The 21949-nt window shown below is 42.0% G+C and carries 20 protein-coding genes and 2 tRNA genes; 3 read left to right on the top strand and 19 right to left on the bottom strand.

Annotated features, from left to right (window positions below):
- Positions 1-75: 75 nt before the first annotated feature.
- The gene (locus K358_RS18945; protein WP_244875217.1) at positions 76-1272 is read left to right on the top strand and encodes a DUF481 domain-containing protein; all 1197 of its coding nucleotides are present in this window, start codon (positions 76-78) and stop codon (positions 1270-1272) included.
- A gap of 110 nt (positions 1273-1382) precedes the next feature.
- On the opposite strand, the gene rplI is transcribed toward K358_RS18945, so the two are convergent.
- The 7 genes from rplI to nsrR all read right to left on the bottom strand — a co-directional run bounded on the left by rplI (position 1383) and on the right by nsrR (position 7151).
- Entirely contained in the window at positions 1383-1832 is a 450-nt protein-coding gene (gene rplI, locus K358_RS0102830; RefSeq protein ID WP_027695405.1) for a 50S ribosomal protein L9, read from the bottom strand.
- 36 nt (positions 1833-1868) lie between these two features.
- Complete coding sequence (gene rpsR / locus K358_RS0102825) at positions 1869-2096, bottom strand: 30S ribosomal protein S18 (protein ID WP_027695404.1); 228 nt, start codon at positions 2094-2096, stop codon at positions 1869-1871.
- A 16-nt stretch (positions 2097-2112) separates the two neighbouring features.
- Complete coding sequence (gene priB, locus K358_RS0102820; RefSeq protein ID WP_027695403.1) at positions 2113-2415, bottom strand: primosomal replication protein N; 303 nt, start codon at positions 2413-2415, stop codon at positions 2113-2115.
- A gap of 8 nt (positions 2416-2423) precedes the next feature.
- Positions 2424-2831, bottom strand: coding sequence for a 30S ribosomal protein S6 (gene rpsF, locus K358_RS0102815; protein WP_027695402.1), 408 nt, complete (start codon positions 2829-2831; stop codon positions 2424-2426).
- Positions 2832-3296: 465 nt separating this feature from the next.
- On the bottom strand, positions 3297-4046 hold the full coding sequence (gene rlmB / locus K358_RS0102810) for a 23S rRNA (guanosine(2251)-2'-O)-methyltransferase RlmB (RefSeq protein ID WP_027695401.1): 750 nt from the start codon (positions 4044-4046) through the stop codon (positions 3297-3299).
- A 70-nt stretch (positions 4047-4116) separates the two neighbouring features.
- Positions 4117-6606, bottom strand: coding sequence for a ribonuclease R (rnr, locus tag K358_RS0102805; protein WP_027695400.1), 2490 nt, complete (start codon positions 6604-6606; stop codon positions 4117-4119).
- Between the two features lie 119 nt (positions 6607-6725).
- Entirely contained in the window at positions 6726-7151 is a 426-nt protein-coding gene (nsrR, locus tag K358_RS0102800; RefSeq protein ID WP_027695399.1) for a nitric oxide-sensing transcriptional repressor NsrR, read from the bottom strand.
- Positions 7152-7280: 129 nt separating this feature from the next.
- Between nsrR and hmpA the strand changes: the two genes are divergently transcribed.
- Positions 7281-8429, top strand: a complete 1149-nt coding sequence (gene hmpA / locus K358_RS0102795; RefSeq protein WP_027695398.1) for an NO-inducible flavohemoprotein — start codon at positions 7281-7283, stop codon at positions 8427-8429.
- 78 nt (positions 8430-8507) lie between these two features.
- On the opposite strand, the gene K358_RS0102790 is transcribed toward hmpA, so the two are convergent.
- From K358_RS0102790 to tsaE, 10 genes are all read right to left on the bottom strand, one after another.
- Entirely contained in the window at positions 8508-9824 is a 1317-nt protein-coding gene (locus K358_RS0102790; protein ID WP_027695397.1) for an adenylosuccinate synthase, read from the bottom strand.
- Positions 9825-9971: 147 nt separating this feature from the next.
- Complete coding sequence (locus K358_RS0102785) at positions 9972-10157, bottom strand: DUF2065 domain-containing protein (protein WP_038149570.1); 186 nt, start codon at positions 10155-10157, stop codon at positions 9972-9974.
- A 104-nt stretch (positions 10158-10261) separates the two neighbouring features.
- The gene (gene hflC / locus K358_RS0102780; protein WP_027695395.1) at positions 10262-11236 is read right to left on the bottom strand and encodes a protease modulator HflC; all 975 of its coding nucleotides are present in this window, start codon (positions 11234-11236) and stop codon (positions 10262-10264) included.
- Positions 11237-11238: 2 nt separating this feature from the next.
- Positions 11239-12432, bottom strand: a complete 1194-nt coding sequence (hflK, locus tag K358_RS0102775; protein ID WP_027695394.1) for an FtsH protease activity modulator HflK — start codon at positions 12430-12432, stop codon at positions 11239-11241.
- Between the two features lie 58 nt (positions 12433-12490).
- Positions 12491-13798 carry a ribosome rescue GTPase HflX gene (gene hflX / locus K358_RS0102770; RefSeq protein WP_027695393.1) on the bottom strand — a complete coding sequence of 436 codons (1308 nt, stop codon included), beginning with the start codon at positions 13796-13798 and terminating at the stop codon, positions 12491-12493.
- Positions 13799-13842: 44 nt separating this feature from the next.
- On the bottom strand, positions 13843-14118 hold the full coding sequence (gene hfq / locus K358_RS0102765) for an RNA chaperone Hfq (protein WP_027695392.1): 276 nt from the start codon (positions 14116-14118) through the stop codon (positions 13843-13845).
- A gap of 353 nt (positions 14119-14471) precedes the next feature.
- The gene (gene miaA, locus K358_RS0102760; protein ID WP_027695391.1) at positions 14472-15410 is read right to left on the bottom strand and encodes a tRNA (adenosine(37)-N6)-dimethylallyltransferase MiaA; all 939 of its coding nucleotides are present in this window, start codon (positions 15408-15410) and stop codon (positions 14472-14474) included.
- Entirely contained in the window at positions 15407-17347 is a 1941-nt protein-coding gene (gene mutL / locus K358_RS0102755; RefSeq protein WP_027695390.1) for a DNA mismatch repair endonuclease MutL, read from the bottom strand. Before mutL ends, miaA begins: the two co-directional genes overlap by 4 nt.
- A 42-nt stretch (positions 17348-17389) precedes the next feature.
- Positions 17390-19075 (bottom strand): LysM peptidoglycan-binding domain-containing protein, encoded by a 1686-nt coding sequence (locus K358_RS0102750; RefSeq protein WP_083962733.1) that lies wholly within the window; start codon positions 19073-19075, stop codon positions 17390-17392.
- 32 nt (positions 19076-19107) lie between these two features.
- The gene (gene tsaE / locus K358_RS0102745) at positions 19108-19584 is read right to left on the bottom strand and encodes a tRNA (adenosine(37)-N6)-threonylcarbamoyltransferase complex ATPase subunit type 1 TsaE (protein WP_027695388.1); all 477 of its coding nucleotides are present in this window, start codon (positions 19582-19584) and stop codon (positions 19108-19110) included.
- A gap of 271 nt (positions 19585-19855) precedes the next feature.
- On the opposite strand from tsaE, the gene queG reads away from it, so the two are divergent.
- On the top strand, positions 19856-20986 hold the full coding sequence (gene queG, locus K358_RS0102740) for a tRNA epoxyqueuosine(34) reductase QueG (protein WP_027695387.1): 1131 nt from the start codon (positions 19856-19858) through the stop codon (positions 20984-20986).
- Between the two features lie 621 nt (positions 20987-21607).
- On the opposite strand, the gene K358_RS0102735 is transcribed toward queG, so the two are convergent.
- Positions 21608-21683: transfer RNA gene (locus K358_RS0102735), tRNA-Gly, on the bottom strand.
- Between the two features lie 74 nt (positions 21684-21757).
- Positions 21758-21834: transfer RNA gene (locus K358_RS0102730), tRNA-Met, on the bottom strand.
- Positions 21835-21949 lie beyond the last annotated feature (115 nt).

Here is a 21949-nt window from a genome sequence, read left to right as displayed (position 1 = left end):
TAACGTTATGATGACGGCAAAATATCAATATCCTTTATTATCGTCGGCTATTATTTTATTGAGGTATCGCGCTTAGTGCAAAATCGATTATTACCACTATTGTGTTTAATTATAAGCAGCCAAGTTTATAGTGAAGACGCATTACCGAGTCAATCATCAATAAATGATATGCCGGGTAATAATAACGTGGTAACAGGCAACTCTGAAATAGTACTCAAGGATGATACTCAAACCATCATGACCTCCTCTGAAAGCACTCAGCAGGAGATCTCAAGTGCAGCTGAAAAAAATCAAAATGTAGATTCAATTGAAGATGCAAAAGTGGTTGATGGTGAATCAGAAAAAATCACATTCGAACCAACAACCAATACCGCTACCGCTACCGCAGATAATGATTCTACTCCCCCCTCAACACAATCAAGCGAGCAAGTAACAGACTCAGAAGATGATGGCATTAATGAAGATCTTATTGCTGAACTTCTTGATGAAGGAAAAGAAAAAGTAGAAAAGCCAAGCACGGGCACTGATAAAAAAGCTGTCAATGAAACACTAAATACAACAAAAAAAGCCTCCTCAACAGAATCCAGTTCTGTTGGTAGCTCGACCTGGTTGCCTGAAATCGAGTTTGGCTATCGTTCGGAACAAGGCAATGAAGATGAACGGTCTTTAAACGCACGTCTATCTCTGTCACAAATTAGTGGCCGCTTACGTAATAGTGGTGAGATAAAAATCTATTTGAAAAATGAAGATGGCGAAGAAGACGAGCGCGAACAAACCTATCAATTGCAAAGTGACTATAAAATCAGCCCTAAATTCTATATCTATGGCAACTTTAAAGGTATAGATTCAAAATACAGTTCATACTTTCATGATTATACCGTTTCAACTGGTCTGGGTTATCAGATCACAAACACTAAAACGCTAAAAGTTGAGACTGAACTCGGTCCTGGTTATCGTTATCAAGAACCCAATACCGATGAAATCGATGATGATGACCCAATATTTCCAGACAATGTTGACGAGCCAATTGTCCGTGCAAGCTTAACCCTGAACTGGAAACCCCTTGATAGAACCTCATTTAACTTTGATGGCACGATTGTCAGCGGTTCCAGTAATACTCGTGTTGATACTGAAATTAGTATTATCAATGATATAACCGAAGATATTGCTTTGAAAATATCACAAAGCATAGAACACCTAAGCAGAGTGCCTAATAATCTAGAAAAAACAGATACCGTGCTAACCATCAATATACTGTACTCGCCAAAGTAGACTTCACCGACCAAACGCACTCAACATATACCAAAAGCAGATACCTTAAAATTTAAGCATAAAAAAACCGACACTAGGCCGGCTTCTTTATTACGCTTTGATGCTGATTATTAAGCAGCAACAACTTGAAGTTTAACTTCAGCAAATACTTCAGAGTGAAGTTGGATGCTGATTTCAAACTCGCCAGTTGTACGTAGCGCGCCTTCAGGAAGACGAACTTCACTCTTAACGATCTCAACGCCAGCAGCAGTCACTGCATCCGCGATGTCGCGAGTACCGATAGAACCGAATAGTTTACCTTCGTCACCCGCTTTAGAAGCAAGAACAACTGTTTCTAGTGCGTTAATTTTCTCAGCACGAGCTTGAGCAGCAGCTAGTTGCTCAGCAACTTTAGCTTCTAATTCAGCGCGACGAGCTTCAAAAACTTCAACGTTAGCTTTAGTTGCCATAACTGCTTTACCCTGTGGGATAAGGAAGTTACGAGCGTAGCCAGATTTAACGTTTGCTTGGTCGCCAAGGTTGCCTAGGTTACCAATTTTATCAAGTAGAATAACTTGCATTATCTGAGTCCTCTTAAATTATTTAACTGCGACCAATTACAGATGCTTATCTGTGTATGGAAGAAGTGCTAGATAACGAGAACGCTTGATAGCACGAGCTAGTTGACGCTGATATTTAGCGCTTGTACCAGTGATACGGCTAGGTACAATTTTACCAGCTTCAGTGATGTAGTTTTTAAGAGTTGATACATCTTTGTAATCAATCTCTTGTACGCCTTCTGCAGTGAAACGGCAGAATTTACGACGACGGAAGAAACGAGCCATGGGCTATCTCCTAATCTTAAATTTGAGTAATGGTGTCGGCATGTAGCACTAATTTTCCTAAGCCATTTCGGCCAGTCTGATAAGCAACAAAGCCGCCTACCTTAATGTTACTGCCAAGTACTAAATGTTGAGTTAATGCTTGTGACCTTTGCCCACTAACGACTACCTGTATACGACAATAAACTTGTCTAGGTAAATCGGCTTCCATCACTGTTGAACGATGCTCAAGGCTAAAAAAGCAATGGGCGATGCCAGCAGGACTTAGGCTTCTAACTGGAGCTTTCACGACATTGCCGCTTAACTCCAACCGATTGGTCATCAAATCAATTACTCAGCGTCAGCTGCTGCTTCTGGCTTCGCTTCAGGCTTAGCTTCAGAACGCTCTTCACGACGTGGAGCACGTTCAGCACGCTCTTCACGCGCTTTAAGCATAATTGATTGCTCAGTTACAGCGCCTTTAGTACGCATGATCATGTTACGTAGAACTGCATCGTTGAAACGGAAAGCAGTTTCTAGTTCATCAATCACTTCTTGGCCAGCTTCTACGTTCATAAGAACATAGTGAGCTTTGTGAAGTTTGTTGATTGGGTAAGCCATTTGACGACGACCCCAATCTTCTAGACGGTGGATAGTACCGCCAGCTTCAGTGATAGAACCAGTGTAACGCTCGATCATGCCAGCAACTTGCTCGCTTTGATCAGGGTGCACCATGAATACGATTTCGTAATGACGCATAGGTTGCTCCTTACGGATTATTAGTTTCCACATTGGCTCGGCCGTCCGGAGGAAACAAGGAACGAAAAATATAAAAGACCGAGATTTCAGGACGGCGAATTGTATAAGACGTCACCAGATTAGGCAAGAGAAAGATGAAAAAGAAAAGGGGGTCGTTTTTCGGGGTCTAGGGCGCTACGCTGCTCGTGGATCGAAAAACAGAAAAGTTGGTTGCGAGGGCCGAGTGCGCTGCGCTTCGAGTTGCGAGGAAAAATACAAGTGGGTGTGAGAAAAAAAACACGTCATCCTGAATAGTGAGGCACGAACGTAGTTCAGGATGACCGTTTTCTTTTTGCTTGTTATATAAAACTCACTACATTGCGCTAATATATTTTCCGAGTAACGAGCAGCAACGCGGCCGAGCTCCGATATACGAAGCCACTTTTCGGCTCTCGAGCGAAGCATCCCCGCATCTCGGCTCTAGCTTTAACCTAAGCGCTGACGCACGGCTTCAAACAAACACACCCCTGTAGCCACAGAGACGTTTAAACTTGAAACACTACCCGCCATTGGGATCTTGATTAAATCATCACACGTTTCACGAGTTAAACGGCGCATACCGTCACCTTCTGCTCCCATTACAATCGCTAATGGGCCGGTTAACTTGGCTTGATAGATATCCTGAGTGGCTTCACCTGCGGTACCGACAAACCAAATCCCTTGTTCTTGCAACGCTCTCATAGTGCGAGCAAGGTTGGTCACTCGAACAAATGGAACCGTCTCCGCTGCGCCACAAGCGACTTTGCTTACCGTACCGGTCAAAGGTGCAGATTTATCTTTTGGTACGATGACCGCAGCAACACCTGCCGCATCAGCATTACGTAAGCAAGCACCTAGGTTATGCGGATCGGTAACACCATCTAAAACTAATAATAAAGGCTGCTCACCTTTTGCTTGGCAAGCCGCAATAATGTCATCGAGGTGGTGTTCATTTAATTGCTTAGCCGGTTTTACTTTGGCAATAATGCCTTGGTGGTTCGCCCCTTGCGCTTTATCATCAAGCGCTTTGCGTCCCATTTGTTGCACTGATATACCAAACTTCTGTAGTTGGTTAATCACCGGCATTAGTCGGTCATCTTCACGGCCTTTAAGCACAAATGCTTCAACTAGGCGAGCTGGGTCTTTATCTAACACAGCGTTAATGGCATGAATGCCAAAAATAAATTCGTTACTCATTGTTTACCTTGAGGGTGCTATCACCCGTATTTATTAATGCGACTCCCTGTGATTCAGGGAGCTACTAAACTTAAGAATTTTGTTGTTTCATCTTAGAACGCTTAGATGCCGATGGTTTACTACGCTTAGGTTTCGTACCCGGTTTTCCGGTAGCGGCTCCTTTCGGCTTACGTGCTTTTTTCTTTTTCGGTTTGTCAGAACTGTCATCTGGTCGCTTAGTTGGCTCAACGAGTGGCTTCGCTTTTTGGCCGGGTTTATTGGCTTTGACTGCTTGTTTCTTTTGAGTCGATGCCTTTTTATCCGCATTAGCAGCACGCTTCTTAGCCGTCTTACCTTTACCGCGAGGTTGGCGCTCAGTACCCACTACTTCAAAGTCAATTTGGCGATCATCAAGATTTACCGCTAATACTTTCACTTTAACGGAATCACCCAAGCGATAAATAACGCCTGAACTCTCACCAATCAAGCGTTGACCTAAAGGATCAAATTGATAGTAATCATTTGCCAACGAGGAAATATGAACTAAGCCATCAATGTGTAATTCACTTAGTCGAACAAAGAAACCAAAACCTGTCACATTGGCAATCACCCCATCGAGCTCTTCGCCGACATGGTCTTGCATATATTCACATTTAAGCCAATCAGAGACATCACGGGTGGCATCATCTGCACGACGCTCGGTCATGGAGCATTGCTCACCGTAAAAATCCATATCATCAAAGCTATAATGATAACCACCGGTTGGCGTCCAACGGTCGGTATTCACGCCTTCATTCTTCGCAATTAAATATTTAATCGCACGGTGAAGTAGCAAATCAGGATAACGACGAATCGGTGAAGTAAAGTGAGCATAACGCTGCAATGCTAAACCAAAGTGGCCACCATTTTCCGCATTATAGACCGCTTGCTTCATCGAGCGTAACAGCATGGTTTGAATCAGCTCTTTATCTGGACGCTCACCAATCGCTTTGATCAATTGCGCATAGTCAGTTGGTGCTGGCTCAAGTCCGCCAGTTAAGTTCAAACCTAACTCACCCAAGAAATCTCTAAAGCCCGTTAGTCGTTCTTCACCTGGAGTGTCATGCACACGGTATAGTGCAGGCTCTTTGGCTTTTTCAACAAAAGAGGCCGATGCAATATTGGCTAAAATCATACATTCTTCAATGATCTTATGCGCATCGTTACGCACGACAGGTTCAATACGATCAATTTTACGCTGTTCATTAAAGATAAATTTGGTTTCCGTGGTTTCAAATTCAATCGCCCCACGGTTTTCACGCGCCACTTTCAGCACGTTATACATTTTGTGCAATTCTTCCAAGTCCGGCACCAAGGCATGATAACGAGTACGAAGCTCTTCATTACCCTCTAAAATATCCGACACTTTATTGTAAGTTAGGCGGGCATGTGAATTCATCACCGCTTCATAATGTTTATAGCCTGAAAGCTTACCCGAAGCCGAAATGGTCATTTCACATACCATACATAAACGGTCAACTTGTGGGTTTAGCGAACATAAACCGTTCGACAATACTTCAGGCAACATAGGTACCACTTGCGATGGGAAGTACACCGAGTTACCACGATTAATCGCTTCTTTATCTAGCGCAGTATTCGGGCGAACATAATAACTCACATCCGCAATGGCTACCCATAAACGCCAACCACCACCTTTTTTCGCTTGGCAGTAAACCGCATCATCAAAGTCACGAGCATCTTCACCATCAATAGTAACCAGTGGTAAATCACGCAAATCCACTCGGCCTTCTTTGGCTTCTTCTGGCACTTCTTCATCAAGGTGTTCAACTTGTTTCTCAACAGCAACCGGCCATTGATCAGGAATTTGGTGGGTATGGATCGCAATTTGAATTTCCATACCCGGTGCCATATTTTCACCTAGTACTTCAACAATTTTACCCATCATGCCGCGAGAACGCGTCGCGCGAGCGGTCAATTCAACGACGACAACATTACCCATACGAGCTCCTTCGCGGAACTCATCAGGGATCAAAATATCTTGGCTAATACGAGAATCATCTGGCACGACAAAAGCATGGCCATCTTCTAAAAAGAAGCGTCCGACAAGGTTGGTTTTACGCGCTTCAAGAATTCGAACTAAACGCCCTTCTTTACGACCACGTTTATCTTCACCATTAGGCTGAACAAGAACATAGTCGCCATGAATAACTGTACGCATTTGGTGATAAGGGAGCAAAACATCATTATCTTTACCAACGCTTCCTTCCGGACGAACCCAACCAAAACCGTCACGATGTCCAATCACGGTACCTTTAATTAAATCGATTTTTTCTGGTAAGGCATAGCATTGACGACGGGTAAAGATCAGCTCGCCATCTCGCTCCATTGCTCTCAAGCGACGGCGTAAACCTTCATATTCATCCTCACCTTTTAAGTTCAGAGCTTCAAATAAATCATTACGATTCATTGGCATATTTGCTTGCTTTAAAAAATCAAGAATGAACTCTCGACTCGGGATTGGATTTTCGTATTTTTCGGATTCACGATCTGCGAAAGGATCAATATGAGTACGTTCGGACATGACAAACCTGCTTATGTGCGCAAAGTGTAATGATTAGTATATCTGAGTGAGGCGTTAACCTACAGAAATCGTTTAAATATCTTCTTTTAATTAAAGCAGATAACAATGACAAGTGTATGTCACACAGGAGTAAGGAGTAATACCAGCTCATCATTATTATCAAGTAAATCAGCAAGAGTACATTGATCCAGTTGATACAAAAATGCTTCTTTTGCTTTGGCCAGTTGAGCCTTTAAACGACAAGCCGATGTAATGTGACAGGCGCTTTCAGAGCAATCAATAAGCTGTAAGGGCTCTAAGTCTCTAACCACTTGGCCAACTACAATCAACTCAGCAGGCTTACCTAAAACAATACCGCCATGCTTACCTCTTGTTGCTTGAATATAACCAAGCTGGGCAAGTTTATTGATAATTTTAATTAGGTGATTTTTAGGAATAAAAAATCGCTCACTCACCGCTTGTATATTAGAACGCTCCCCATCGGGCAACGCGGCTAAATAAAGTAATGACCTCAAGCCATAATCAGTAAAAGATGTTAATTGCATATCTACTCCCAACTTCGAATTGCAACATTATATACCCAAGTAACTTCAAATAAGTATTAGATTGACTGAATGATACGTTTAGATAACAATAAAGATACATCTAAAATGCAACTTTAAAAAGGTACGGATATGTTAAGCCAATCAACCATCGATATCGTCAAGTCTACCGCCCCACTTATTGCCGAAGCGGGTCCTTCAATGACCGCTCATTTTTATGATCGTATGTTCAAGCATCATCCGGAACTAAAAGATATCTTTAACTTAACCCATCAAGATACGGGTCGTCAGCGTGAAGCTCTATTCAATGCGGTTTATGGCTACGCTGCCAATATCGATAATGTTGAAGTTTTACTACCTGTGGTTGAAAAAATCGCCCAAAAACATACTAGCTTTAACATCACAGCAGAACAATATGACATTGTTGGTACTCACTTACTGGCAACAATTGATGAACTGATGAGCCCAGGACAAGCTGTGCTCGATGCTTGGGCTGAAGCTTATGGCTTACTTGCCAGTATATTCATCAACCGAGAAGAAGAAATTTACCAACAAAACGAACAAGAAATTGGTGGTTGGCGTGGAACTCGTGAATTTAAAGTCATTGAAAAAACGCCTGAAAGTAATGTGATCACCAGCTTTGTTTTTGAGCCTATTGATGGCCAAGCCGTTGTGGGTTACAAACCTGGACAATACATTGGTATCTACCTCAACTCAGACAAACTAGCAAACCAAGAAATCCGCCAATATAGCTTGTCAGATGCACCAAATGGTAAGACTTACCGCATCTCGGTAAAACGAGAAGAGCAAGGTGTAGCCTCTAACCATATTCATAATGAGATCCAAGTGGGCGATACTGTTCAACTTGCCGCACCTGCTGGTGATTTTTTCTTTACTAGCGAAAGTAACAAGCCTGTCGCCTTAATTTCAGCTGGTGTAGGGTTAACGCCAATGCTCGCGATCTTAGAAAGCATTAAAAACGCACATAGCGCTAATATTCATTGGTTACACGCAACAGACAATACTGCTCGCCACGCATTTGCTACAAGGGTTTCCGAGTATGTAAAACAACAAGAAAATTTAACTCAGCAGACTTGGTACAAAGATCAACAAGGCTTTATGGATTTAAACGCGGTTGATTCTATCGACTGGCAAGCGACTGATTTCTACTTATGTGGCCCAATTGAATTCATGCAATTTATTGCAAAACAATTAGTCGAAAAACAAGTACCCGAAGCCAACATTCACTACGAATGCTTTGGTCCTCATAAAGTACTGTAATACTAATAAACCCTAAGTGACAGACAACAAAAAGCCGACACTGAAGTCGGCTTTTTTATCGCTCAATTTAATTCACAATTAAGAATTAAATGGGTGAACCTTAATGATGGTTTCGTTACGATCTGGACCGGTTGAAATAATATCAACTGGTACACCCGTTAGATCTTCAATTCGTTTAATGTAATCAAGAGCGGCTTGAGGAAGCTCATCGATAGATTTAGCACCGAAAGTATTTTCAGACCAACCTGGCATGGTTTCGTAAACGGGTGTCGCTCTTTCAAAATCATCAGCTGACATTGGAGATACTTCAACAGTAGAACCATCATCCATTTTGTAGCTAGTACAAATTTTGATTTCTTCTAAGCCATCAAGTACATCAAGCTTAGTTAAGCAGAAACCAGATAATGAGTTAATTTGAATGGCACGACGCATAGCAACCGCATCAAACCAACCAGTACGACGTAAACGACCAGTGGTGGCACCAAATTCGTTACCAACCGTACCTAAGTGTTTACCAACCGGATCTTGCTTCTCTAACCCATCGTATAACTCAGTCGGGAATGGACCTGAACCAACACGAGTACAGTAAGCTTTCGCGATACCTAAGATGTAACCTAAGTGACGAGGACCAAAACCAGAACCTGCAGCAACACCACCAGCTGTGGTGTTTGAAGAAGTTACATAAGGGTAAGTACCGTGGTCGATATCAAGCAATGTACCTTGCGCGCCTTCAAACATGATTTTATCACCACGTTTACGAGCAGAATCAAGCTCATCGGTCACATCAATCACAAGTGACGTCAGTAATTCAGCATAGCCTTTTACTTGCTCCAACACTTCTTCGTAGCTCACTTCTTCTACTTTGTAGTAGTTCACTAGTTGGAAGTTATGATATTCCATCACTTCTTTTAATTTTTGCGCGAAAGCTTCCATGTCGAACAAATCGCCAACACGTAAACCGCGACGAGAAACTTTATCTTCGTAAGCTGGACCGATACCACGACCAGTTGTACCAATCGCTTTTTTACCACGAGCTAATTCACGAGCTTGGTCTAAAGCAATATGATAAGGAAGAATTAGAGGACAAGCTTCAGAAATGTATAAGCGTTCACGTACTGGAATGCCACGCTCTTCAAGCGGTTTCATTTCTTTTAATAAAGCGTCAGGTGAAAGTACTACGCCATTACCGATAATGCATTTTACATTTTCGCGTAGAATACCTGATGGAATTAAGTGAAGAACGGTTTTTTCACCGTCAATGACTAGAGTGTGACCTGCATTGTGTCCGCCTTGATAACGAACTACATATTTTGCATCTTCAGTTAAAAGGTCAACTATTTTACCTTTACCCTCGTCACCCCATTGGGTGCCCAGAACGACTACGTTATTTCCCATCTTTCCAAGTCTGCCTGCTAGTTAAAAAAGGATTCTAGCATAGCCTAGCACCATCTTGCAGTCATTTTTTAGATGATTTTTTATGCACGTTAATTTTTCGACAAATAGTGTATAAATTAGGTTTTACAAAATTGAAGCATAAAAGCTCTAACTCACTACCAATAACACAATAACAGCACCAACCAGAATCAGTCCGGTACCAATACGCTTTAATTGCTGGTCGGGCTGCTGAGCCATTTGACTCACCATATCGCGCCACAGTTTTGGAAATAACGCCGGCCCCATCCCTTCAAAAATCAGCAATAGACCAATGGCGATCATCAATGCGGTCATTTTCAATCTCTCTCTTTTATATCCCAAAAACTTTTATATATCCAAAAACAAGAAAGACCCACGAAGGGCCTTTCATATCTTACTACCGAATTAGTTTAATCAACTTATTTTCGGCCATTGCTGTCATTCATATACTTGAAGAAGTCACTCTTAGGATCAAGTACTAACAAATCACTCTTGTTGCTAAATGACTTCTCATACGCTTTCAATGAACGTAAGAAGCTATAAAACTCAGGTGACTGCGTATAAGCTTTTGAGTAAATCTTCGCTGCAGTTGCATCAGCATCACCTCGTGTTACACGAGCGGTTTTATCAGCTTCTGCAAGAATAGTAGCAACTTCAAGTTCAGCTTGTGCTCGAATGATCTCGGCTTTTTCACGACCTTGAGAACGGTGTTTACGAGCAACCGATTCACGTTCAGCACGCATACGGCGATAAATAGATTCGCTGATTTCATCTGGTAAGTTGATTTTCTTCATACGGAAATCAACGACTTCAACACCGAGGTCTTTCATCGCACTACCACGAGTATCTTCCAATACATCTTGCATGATTTGATCACGCTCACCATCGATTTCAAGTGCTTCTTTGGCTGATTCAGGCAGCACTTCATTATCATCGATAGTATCTACCGCAACAATATCACTGCTTGGTCCAGAAACAATTTGCTTAATTTCACGTGAACCAATTTCAGAACGAAGTACATCTGTCACTTTACGCTCTAATAGAGTTTCAGCAGTAAGAGTGTTACCACCACCCGTTGCAAGGTAGTACTGACCAAAATCACTGATTTTCCATTTCACATAGGTATCAATGATCACGTCTTTTTTCTCTGAGGTTACGAAACGGTCAGAGCGGCCATCCATAGTTTGGATTCGCGCATCTAACGTTCTTACACTATCAAAGAAAGGCATTTTAATGTGCAACCCTGGCGGGTAAATCTTAGAGATTTCATTAGTATCTTTAAGTACACGACCAAAACGGATCACGATGCCACGCTCACCTTCAGGAATCACGAACACCGACATTAACGAAACGACAATTAAAATCGCAACTAAAGGGATAATTAACTTACGCATGCTTAGAATCTCCCTTGACGTGTAGATGTTGAGTTAGTGCCTGAATCTTGAGATTCGTTGCTATTTTGTGGATCCAACTGAATACCATCATAGGTTGGTTGCGTTTTATCTTTAGCACGAGTTGAACTGTTATTTTGCTTAGATTCTGAAATCAACTTATCAATTGGCAGATATAACATATTGCCTGATGAATCAGAGTCAATCAGCACTTTCGAGCTATGAGAATAAATCTTCTCCATTGAATCTAAGTACAAACGATCACGAGTAACACCTGGTGCTGCATTATATTCAGGAAGTAATTTCTCAAACTGAGCAACTTGACCTAATGCTTCATTTACCGTGCGTTCAGTATAACCTTGCGCTTCTTTCTTCAAGCGTTCAGCTCGACCCGTTGCTTTCGGTAAAATCTCATTTTTATAAGCTTCTGCTTCACGGATGAAACGCTCTTCATCTTCTCGAGCGGCAATCGCATCATCAAACGCATCTTTTACTTGCTCAGGAGGACGAGATGATTGGAAGTTCACATCAATAACCGTTAAGCCCATATCGTATTTATCGATAATTTGGTTCAAGGTTTTTTCTGTTTCTTGACGAATCGCCTGACGACCACTAGTCAAAATACTATCCATTAATGAATCACCAATCACGGCACGTAATGCAGAGTCAGTTGCTTGACGTAAGCTATCATCAGCATTCGTCACACGATATAAATACTTATAAGGGTCAGAAACTCTGTATTGAACACCCATTTCAACGGTAACCACATTTTCATCTTTAGTCAGCATCAAACCAGATGCACGTAAAGAACGAATAGCTTGAACGTTTACCGCAGAAACTTCATCAATAAAGCGAGGACGCCAGTTTAGACCAGGGTCAACCATACGCTCATATTTACCTAAGCGTAACACCACGCCTCTTTCTGCTTCACCGATAGTGTAGAAACCAGAGAACACCCAAATTAAAATGGCAATAATAGCAATGGCACCAAAGCCCATTGCACCGCCACCACCAAAAGAAGGCCCTTTACCGCCCCCTTTCTTACCAAATTTCCCGCCTAATTTTTGGCTGAGTTTGTTAAACACCTCATCCAAATCAGGTGGACCTTGTTCACGACCGCCACGATTATTATTCTTACCCCAAGGGTCATTATCGCGGCCGTTATTATCGTTATTATTTCCAGGCTCATTCCACGCCATTAGAAAGCTCCATCGTATAGATATGACGTTATATCAATCTGTCTCGTAATAATTGATATCATACTGTAGCAGTGATGTCGGTGACGATAAAGTCACTCATTACTGCCCCTTCTCTTTTCACTAATCTTAACCAATCAACTTGTTGCATTCTAATATCAATCAATAAATTGCCTTGTTCATCATACTCTTCCGCTTGAATTGCATTCAATTGGAAAAACAGGCTGCGAACTCTCCCCTGATTCATAGGAGGAATACACAACTGATATTGAACAATTTGAGTTGCTAGACGTTCTGTCAACGCAGCAAATAGCAAATCAATGCCTTGCCCTTCCATCGCTGACACCCACACGGTGCGAGGTCTGCCTTCATCATCACGATCAATTCTTGGTTTCTGATCGTCCATGCTATCAATCTTATTCATCACTAATAGCGATGGAACCTCATGAGCATCGATCTCTTCAAGAACTTCGTTTACCGCATGAATATTCTCACGAAAACGGTCATCACTTGCATCCACAACATGTAACAAAATGTCAGCTTCTTGCGTTTCTTGCAATGTTGCTTTAAATGCAGCGACTAAGTCATGTGGAAGGTGGCGAATAAAACCAACGGTATCCGCTAAGATTGCCCCACCAACATCCTCTAACTCAATCTTACGCAAAGTTGGGTCTAGCGTCGCAAACAATTGGTCAGCGGCATAAACCCCGGCCTCTGTAATACAGTTAAATAATGTGGATTTTCCCGCATTGGTATAACCAACTAAAGATATCGTTGGGATTTCAGCACGTTGACGAGCTTTACGTCCCTGTTCACGTTGTTTCGCTACTTTTGCTAAGCGGCGTAAAATTGCTTTGATACGCTCACGTAAAAGGCGCCTATCGGTCTCTAGCTGAGTTTCACCCGGCCCCCTTAAACCAATACCACCTTTTTGACGCTCCAAGTGCGTCCAACCACGAATCAAACGAGTAGAAAGATGACGTAACTGTGCCAACTCTACTTGCAATTTACCTTCATGGGTTCGAGCTCGTTGGGCGAAGATATCGAGAATTAACCCGGTACGATCCAACACACGGCATTGACATAAATACTCTAAGTTACGCTCTTGAGCGGGACTTAAAGCATGATTGAAAATGACAATTTCAGCCCCGAGAGCCTTAACTGTATCCGCGATTTCTTGAGCTTTACCGGTTCCGACATAGTATTTTGTGTGCGGAGATTGGCGGCTACCTGTTACAACTTGTAGCGATGTGACGCCAGCGGAAGATACCAACATTTCAAACTCGCTGAGATCTTCCCACTCACCTTCTTGTGTGAAGTTGATATGAACAAGTACAGCCTGCTCACCGGCTTCATAACGGTCAAACAAGCAGTTCGCTCCTTAATGATTGATAGTTCAAAATTAGATAGATATTAATCTTCAGAATTCTCTTGTTGAGGACGTTCCGTACGCTCACCTTGTGGACGTTCAGCCGTATGATGGCTAACCGCACGGGCAGGAACGACAGTAGAAATTGCATGCTTATAAACCATTTGGTTTACTGTGTTTTTCAATAGGATCACAAATTGATCAAATGACTCAATTTGGCCTTGTAATTTAATGCCATTCACGAGATAGATTGATACTGGGATACGCTCGCGACGTAACGCATTTAAGAACGGGTCTTGTAAAGATTGCCCCTTAGCCATTTTATATTCCTTATATTTGTTGTTTATTTTATTTTTAGCTAACTTTCTCTTTTTACTACGTTCCAAATGGGACTTAGCGTAGAAAATCAAAAGTACTTACTTACACAAAAAGCAGTGCCAATTCTTATCGATATTGCAGGTTTCTCAGCATAAGCGATAAGTCATGCATTAACGGATGAATTCACCCGACTGCTAAAGTTTCTTTTATATAGCGATTTCAACCTTGAAGTCGCTTTTGATACATACGCAAAGTACTTGAGCACAAAGAGTATGAGCAATTACAGTATATACACAAACTCATTCAAGATGCTTGCATCAATCAGAATTTACTTACAATTTGATTGATAAAGTTATCAATGTGAATAATGATCAATTTCGGCAGAAATCGCCTTAACCCCCGCATCGATATCTTCACTATCTAACCAAGTTAAGTCATTCCAACTACGTAACCAGGTGATTTGTCGCTTAGCCAATTGACGTGTGGCACATACCCCACGGAAGATAGCTTCATCCAATGTACCATTGCCATCTAAATATTCCCACACTTGTCGATAGCCTACACAACGAATTGAAGGAAGATCAAGATGTAGATCACCTCTGGCACGTAATGCTTTGACTTCATCTTCAAAGCCCGCCGCCATCATTTTTTCAAATCGCAGCTCAATCCGACGGTGAAGCTCTGCTCGCTCTTTTGGCATAATGGCAAACTGCTTCACTTGGTAAGGCAATGCTTCACCCTTTTGTTCCGTCAATTCGGTTAGGTTTTTACCTGAAATACGAAACACTTCTAATGCGCGAGACAAACGTTGTGGATCGTTAGGGTGAATACGCTTAGCAGAAACAGGATCAATTTCACTTAACTGTTGATGCATTGCATCCCAGCCTTTCTCGTTCGCTTCTTGTTCAATTTGTTGGCGAATGTCCGGATCGGCGGCCGGTAATGGTGATAACCCTTCAAGTAAGGCTTTGTAGTACAACATCGTCCCGCCAACCAATAACGGAATTTTACCTTGAGACACAATTTCATCCATCTGCTGCAACGCATCACGACGGAAATCAGCGGCAGAGTACGCTTCACTAGGATCGAGGATATCAATCAATCGATGCGGTGCCAGTTCTAATTCTTGTGCATCAGGCTTGGCAGTACCAATATCCATGCCTTTATAAATTAACGCAGAATCAACACTGATGATCTCAACCGGATATTTTTGTCTTAAACGAATCGCCAGCTCAGTCTTACCTGATGCGGTTGGACCCATTAAAAATAATGCGAGTGGTAATGGTTGTGTCATGATTGTAGCGCCGCTATTGATTCAGAAAAATTCACAGGTTGGATCCAGTTATATTGATGATAAGGCAAATAAGCGCCCCAGATTTGTTCGAGTTCTGCGACTAACTGAATCGCTTCAGAAAGCCTATATTTTGGTTTTGATACCACAATCTTGCTTGTGATCCATTGAGTGATCAAGGGTAGTTCAACATTTTGATCTTTTTGTAACTCGGACAATAGATCGGGTATTAATTGCTGTAAATTTTGCTTACGTAATGGCTGTGGCACGCCCATTACCATCACGCTGCTTTTCCCTCTCGCTGTTAATTCAATTCCCAGCGTGAGCAATAGATTCTGATAAGTCGTTAAAGTTTCAATATCTTCAGCCGACATTGGAATATTTAAAGGGATCAATAAAGGCTGAGCTTTCAACATCACCCCATCAACAAGATTAAACTGGCCTTGAACCCGTAGCGCTTCTGCTTTATTTAAATCAACCAAATGGCAACCTTGTGCATTTTGCATCAATAAATAAACATCTTGGATCACCGTTAATGCTTTACCTAGGTCGGTGATATTGATCGCTGAGCTCTCATGCTTTTCCATTGGAGATTGAGAAACAGGGGGAACATCCTGCTCCATAAAACCTTGCTCCACAACACCTAGCTCCGAGTCATCACACTCCTCGTCAGCAACACTCGTTAAAGGCTCAAATAAAGCACGATAAGCATCGGTTTGCTTTTTCTGGACTATGGAAGAGGGGCGCGAGCTTGGATAAGAGACAGGGGAAGACGATCGTGCTGCCCCTGGAGATGAATCCCACGCTTGAGTGTTAGCACTAGGGTTAGAGCTTGCATGCTGAGGTTGATGGACTGGCACTGACTCTCGAACCGAGTAGTCATCACCTCCAACGGGTTCTGTTGCGTACGCCGATTTAGATACCGATGGTTTAACGAGCTCAATACTTTGCGCCAGTGCATCACTTAACGCTTGATAAATAAAGTCGTGAACTAAGCGGGCATGATGAAAACGTACTTCATGCTTAGCGGGATGAACATTAACATCGACCTGATGTGGGTCGACTTCAATAAACAACACATAAGTCGCGAATTGCTCGGGACGAAGTGCATTCTCATAACTTTGACGGATAGCATGATTAATTAACTTATCACGCATCATTCGACCATTAACGTAACAGTACTGAAGATCACTCTGACTACGTGCGCCATCCGGTGTGGTGATCCAACCTTTAAGTTTTAAATCATCATGATTAAGTTCAATCGCAACCGCGTGATCCATAAAGTTATTGCCACATACCGCTGCCACTCGTTTTTCAATTTGTAAATCGGTTTTGGCTGAGCGATATTGTCGTATGACTTTACCATTATGGCGTAAGGTAATGGAGACAGAAAAACAGCTCAACGCAATACGTTTAAGTAGTTCATCGATATGAGAAAATTCGGTCTTTTCAGTGCGTAGAAATTTGCGACGTGCCGGAGTATTAAAAAAGAGATCGACCACTTCAACAGTGGTTCCAATCGGGTGAGCGGCAGGGGTTAATTGCACCGCCATATCTCGACCTTCGGCATAGGCAGCCCATGCTTCAGCTTGTGTTGCAGTACGAGACGTTAAGGTTAAACGCGAAACCGAACTGATACTGGCCAACGCTTCACCGCGAAAGCCTAGGCTAAGAATCGCTTCAAGATCATCAAGGGAATGAATCTTCGAGGTAGCATGACGACTGAGCGCCAAGCCTAGTTCATCTTTTTCAATACCCGAGCCATTATCACGCACTCGAATCAGCTTGCTGCCACCCTTTTCAATATCAACATCAATGCGCGTCGCGCCGGAGTCGATACTATTTTCAACCAGCTCTTTAACCACCGATGCAGGGCGCTCAACAACTTCACCTGCCGCAATTTGGTTGGCTAATCGAGCGGGTAAAATTTTTATCGCCATAACGCTACTGCACCATTTAATCGATTGAAATTAAGAGCGAGCTTAAGATTGAGGTATGGTCAACTTCTGCCCTACTGCTAGGCTATCGGATCTCAAATTATTGGCTTTGCGAATATCAGAAATACTGACGCCATATTTGTCGGCAATCTTACCTAAAAAATCGCCATTACGTACTTGGTAAATAGTCGTTTTTACCTGAACGCTGATTTGTAATTTCTGGCCAACCTTTAAGGTATTGGAGCGCAAGTTATTCTGTTGCTTAATGCTACTCACCGATACTGAATATTGTTCAGCAATTTTACCTAGGTAGTCACCACTTTTTACCACATGAGTCACTGCTGTATAACCAGTACTACGAACATTCGTTGAACTACCATTACTAGATGTGGCACCTGGTGAAGCAACTTTCAACTCTTGGCCAACAAATACCTTTGAACTTTTTAAGTTATTCCACTTCATCAAGTTTGCTGTAGTGGTGCCATAATTATGGGCAATCACCGAAAGAGACTCGCCACTTTTCACTTTATGATTCGAACCTGATGATTGATTCACGACAATCATGCCTTCTGGTGGGTTGGCTTTAAAGTATTCAACGACCGCATTGGAAATCGCACCGGCTAATTTATTTCGATGGTAGTTCTGAAATAATAGCTTCTCTTCTTGCGGATTAGAAATAAAGCCTGTCTCAACTAATATTGATGGAATATCTGGAGACTTCAATACGGCAAGGCTGGCATAAACTGGTTTAGTCGTGTGCATTTTTGTCACTTGTCTTAACTCTTGGATCACTTTCAGAGCGAGTTTATTGCCTTCGGTTTGCGAGTGGCTAAACTGCAGATCTAGCACCGTTTGGCTAACATTTTTATCATTGCTATTCTTAGACAGTAGAACACCACCACCACCTAGCAGCTCAGATTGCTCTTCTTTTTTCACCACCCAACGGCCAATTTCAGTATTAGCACGACGAGTACTTAATACGAATACCGAAGCACCGCGTGGCCCTGCAGTCGTATAACTATCGGCGTGAATAGAAAGCAATAATAGCGATTTATTTTTACGGGCAATTTCCGAACGCTTATTCAAGTTAACGTAATAATCACCAGTACGAGTTAAGACTGCATGAATATTGGATGTTGAATTCAGCTTAGCTGCTACTTTTTTAGCAATCGCTAATGTGACGTGCTTTTCATATTTACGAGTCGGCCCAATAGAGCCGGGATCTTCACCACCATGTCCAGGGTCAATTGCCACGACAATTTTAGATGCTGGAATGGCGCGCGTTGTGACAGCTGGAGCAGGTGCTTTTTGAGGGGCACTTTTAACCGCAGTATTATTTGAGGATGTCGAAGCGGTTCCTTCATGTTTAAAATCAACCACTAACCTATGTCCATATTGACCATCAGCAGTTGGCGCTAAGGTAAATATTTCTGGTTTTTGTGCTGATTTCAATTCAAACACTAAACGATAACTTGATGGCTCAGCCGGTGTGCTATGACGAATTTTAGTTAATACCGGGCTATCTTTAATCACAATCGGTAATTTGGTTTTTAATTGTGTTTGTTTTAAATCCAAAACCAAGCGATCTGGCCCGCTTAAAGTAAAATAACTAAATTTAGCTTCACTGCCCATGTCCATCACCACACGGGTGTCATGAGGTGAAGGCCAAACTCGAATACTATTTAAAGAATTAGCATTGGCACTCGCAATAGCACCAAGCCATAACATCATGAGCAGACACAGCGCTCGAAAATAAGAATGTTTCAACACAGCTCCAACTTACTTACTAAAGATTGCCCATATTCATTATTCGCCGTGATCACAACCTGACGTTGCACATCGACGTAACGTAATTCTATATCCAGATCTGCTAAAGGAAGCAGACCTTCACCTTTTTCAGGCCATTCCACCAAGCAAATCGCATCGGGGGTAAAATAATCACGGATTCCCATAAACTCGAGTTCTTCAGGATCCGCAAGACGGTATAAATCAAAGTGATAAACTTGCCACTGATCTAGCTGATATGGTTCAACCAAGGTATATGTTGGGCTCTTTACATTTCCTTCATGGCCTAAAGCACGAATGAAACCTCGGCTAAAGGTCGTTTTTCCAGCACCAAGATCACCATGTAAGTAAATAGTGGTTTGCTGAGAGCATAACTTAGCCAGTTGTGTTCCAAACGCGATGGTCGCAGATTCATCACTTAACATAGCTTGTTTTATCGTCTGCTTGGTCGTCATAAAGTGTCATCACCCGTATAATAAATGGCCTATTGGCAGCTTATAATTCCATCAATAAAAAATAGTAAACTGACTGAGTCAACAGTGGCAAGACTCAATCGGTCTATTATTCTATATATTGACGACAAATTCTAAATAAAGTGTCAAAAAGAAATAGAAACTTGGTCATAATTACGTTATTCAGTAAATAGAGATCGTCGTTGCTACTGAATCACACTCCTAACTCATGCTAGAATTCTAATATAAATCTTACCGAAATAGCCCGTCTAACATGAACTATCAAGAACTTGCTAATAAAATCAAACAATGGGGTAAAGAGCTCGGCTTTCAGCAAGTTGGGATCACCGATGTTGACCTTTCGGAACATGAAGCCCAATTACAGCGTTGGCTCGATGCCGGTTATCATGGTTCTATGGATTGGATGGCGCGACACGGCATGATGCGAGCGCGACCTCAAGAACTCCACCCAGGAACCATCCGTGTAATAAGCGTTCGTATGGACTACCTGCCTCCAGAGGCGCAATTTGCTTCAAACTTATCCGATCCTACTCAGGCTTATATTAGTCGTTACTCATTAGGTCGCGACTACCATAAACTCATCCGCAACCAATTAAAAAAGCTGGGACAACGGATTGAAGAAGAAGTGGGTGAATTAGGTTATCGACCTTTTGTTGATTCAGCACCTATTTTAGAGCGCCCTTTAGCACAGAAAGCGGGACTAGGTTGGGCAGGAAAGCATTCCCTCATTCTTGATAAGCAAGCTGGATCTTGGTTTTTTCTCGGTGAGCTATTAGTCGATATCCCCCTTCCTATTGATGAACCTCAGACTGATCAATGTGGCCAATGTAGAGCTTGCATGACATCTTGCCCTACAGGAGCGATTGTCGAAGAAGGCGTGATTGATGCTCGTTTATGTATCTCTTATCTCACCATTGAACTAGATGGTGTCATCCCTGAAGAACTTCGCTCAAAAATCGGCAATCGAATTTATGGCTGTGATGATTGTCAATTGGTATGCCCGTGGAATAGGGCGGCAGACGTCACAAATGAAACAAGTTTTCACCGACGTGACATATTCAATGATGCTGACCTTATCAAACTATTCCAGTGGAACGAACTGCAATTTTTAAAAAATATGGAAGGCTCTGCTATTCGTCGTATTGGCCACATTCAGTGGTTACGTAATATTTCGATCGCCCTAGGTAATGCACCTTATGAATCGGCGATCCTAGAAGCACTAACAACACGCCTAGGATTAGATGATAATTTAGATATTCATATTCAATGGGCGATAGAGCAACAAAATAAAAAGAAGAATGATATTGATGCTAATACAGCACGAAATACTAAATTAGAAAGACTAGTTAGAATTATAGGAAAAGGGCTTCCAAGAGACGCTTAGTGATACTTATCCCAAAAAATATTAGAAATGTGGAAAAAGTGACAAAAGCGAGAGCGTGACAGGGCGTAACAAAAAGTTAAGCACATTCAAAACAAATGTAAAGATCAAGTAAAAATTAAATAAAGATCCTTTTAACACACTGTCTTTCCATACAGTAAAACAACAGATAACATATAAAACAACAAGTTACAGTACTGTCATTTAATTTGTGATTTTAATCAACTTTAGATGATCCATTTGAAATGGATTTTATTACAACTAAAAAACAACTTACACACCAAGTTATCCACAAAATAAACATGTGGATAAGTTTGTAGATAATTATCGATTTTTAGTTAGATCGTACCTGTAAGAACATCAGGTAAGCTTCGATGTTGAGCTGACGAACTGAGCTAGGAAATATAAACTGTAGCAATCAAAGAGCAGAAATCCAGTAAAACTAGATTTATTGTTGAATCGTGACTTCAATAATACCCATTACTGAATTACAAAGAATAAAAAACGATCTCCAAAGAGATCGTTTTTATATATTTGGAGGAAGCTAGGATACGAGTTCCTAGTCCCTAGGCTTTAAGTCTTTCCCTAGAAACTAGGGACTATAAACTAGAAACCTTATGTATTTGGAGCGACACACGAGGTTCGAACTCGTGACCTCAACCTTGGCAAGGTTGCGCTCTACCAGCTGAGCTAGTGTCGCTTTTTTTCGTTTCTCGTGGCTCGGAATCTCGTTTCTCGATAGACGAGTAACGGCTTTTCCAAGATACGATTATTTGGTTGCGGGAGCAGGATTTGAACCTACGACCTTCGGGTTATGAGCCCGACGAGCTACCAAGCTGCTCCATCCCGCGTCCGATCTTTTCGTTTCTCATAACTCGGAATCTCGTTTCTCGATAGACGAGTAACGGCTTTTCCGAATAACGTTTTAATTTGGAGCGACACACGAGGTTCGAACTCGTGACCTCA

Source organism: Vibrio litoralis DSM 17657 (assembly GCF_000426765.1).
GTDB lineage: Bacteria > Pseudomonadota > Gammaproteobacteria > Enterobacterales > Vibrionaceae > Vibrio > Vibrio litoralis.
The sequence above is the reverse complement of the archived record's forward strand: the minus strand, read 5'-3'. Positions and strand labels throughout refer to the sequence as shown.

Coding starts and splice junctions, on each gene's coding strand:
- rplI (WP_027695405.1), bottom strand. CDS start 1,832: ATGCAAGTTATTCTACTTGATAAAATTGGTAACCTAGGCAACCTTGGC.
- rpsR (WP_027695404.1), bottom strand. CDS start 2,096: ATGGCTCGTTTCTTCCGTCGTCGTAAATTCTGCCGTTTCACTGCAGAA.
- priB (WP_027695403.1), bottom strand. CDS start 2,415: ATGACCAATCGGTTGGAGTTAAGCGGCAATGTCGTGAAAGCTCCAGTT.
- rpsF (WP_027695402.1), bottom strand. CDS start 2,831: ATGCGTCATTACGAAATCGTATTCATGGTGCACCCTGATCAAAGCGAG.
- rlmB (WP_027695401.1), bottom strand. CDS start 4,046: ATGAGTAACGAATTTATTTTTGGCATTCATGCCATTAACGCTGTGTTA.
- rnr (WP_027695400.1), bottom strand. CDS start 6,606: ATGTCCGAACGTACTCATATTGATCCTTTCGCAGATCGTGAATCCGAA.
- nsrR (WP_027695399.1), bottom strand. CDS start 7,151: ATGCAATTAACATCTTTTACTGATTATGGCTTGAGGTCATTACTTTAT.
- hmpA (WP_027695398.1), top strand. CDS start 7,281: ATGTTAAGCCAATCAACCATCGATATCGTCAAGTCTACCGCCCCACTT.
- K358_RS0102790 (WP_027695397.1), bottom strand. CDS start 9,824: ATGGGAAATAACGTAGTCGTTCTGGGCACCCAATGGGGTGACGAGGGT.
- K358_RS0102785 (WP_038149570.1), bottom strand. CDS start 10,157: ATGACCGCATTGATGATCGCCATTGGTCTATTGCTGATTTTTGAAGGG.
- hflC (WP_027695395.1), bottom strand. CDS start 11,236: ATGCGTAAGTTAATTATCCCTTTAGTTGCGATTTTAATTGTCGTTTCG.
- hflK (WP_027695394.1), bottom strand. CDS start 12,432: ATGGCGTGGAATGAGCCTGGAAATAATAACGATAATAACGGCCGCGAT.
- hfq (WP_027695392.1), bottom strand. CDS start 14,118: ATGGCTAAGGGGCAATCTTTACAAGACCCGTTCTTAAATGCGTTACGT.
- miaA (WP_027695391.1), bottom strand. CDS start 15,410: ATGACACAACCATTACCACTCGCATTATTTTTAATGGGTCCAACCGCA.
- mutL (WP_027695390.1), bottom strand. CDS start 17,347: ATGGCGATAAAAATTTTACCCGCTCGATTAGCCAACCAAATTGCGGCA.
- K358_RS0102750 (WP_083962733.1), bottom strand. CDS start 19,075: ATGATGTTATGGCTTGGTGCTATTGCGAGTGCCAATGCTAATTCTTTA.
- tsaE (WP_027695388.1), bottom strand. CDS start 19,584: ATGACGACCAAGCAGACGATAAAACAAGCTATGTTAAGTGATGAATCT.
- queG (WP_027695387.1), top strand. CDS start 19,856: ATGAACTATCAAGAACTTGCTAATAAAATCAAACAATGGGGTAAAGAG.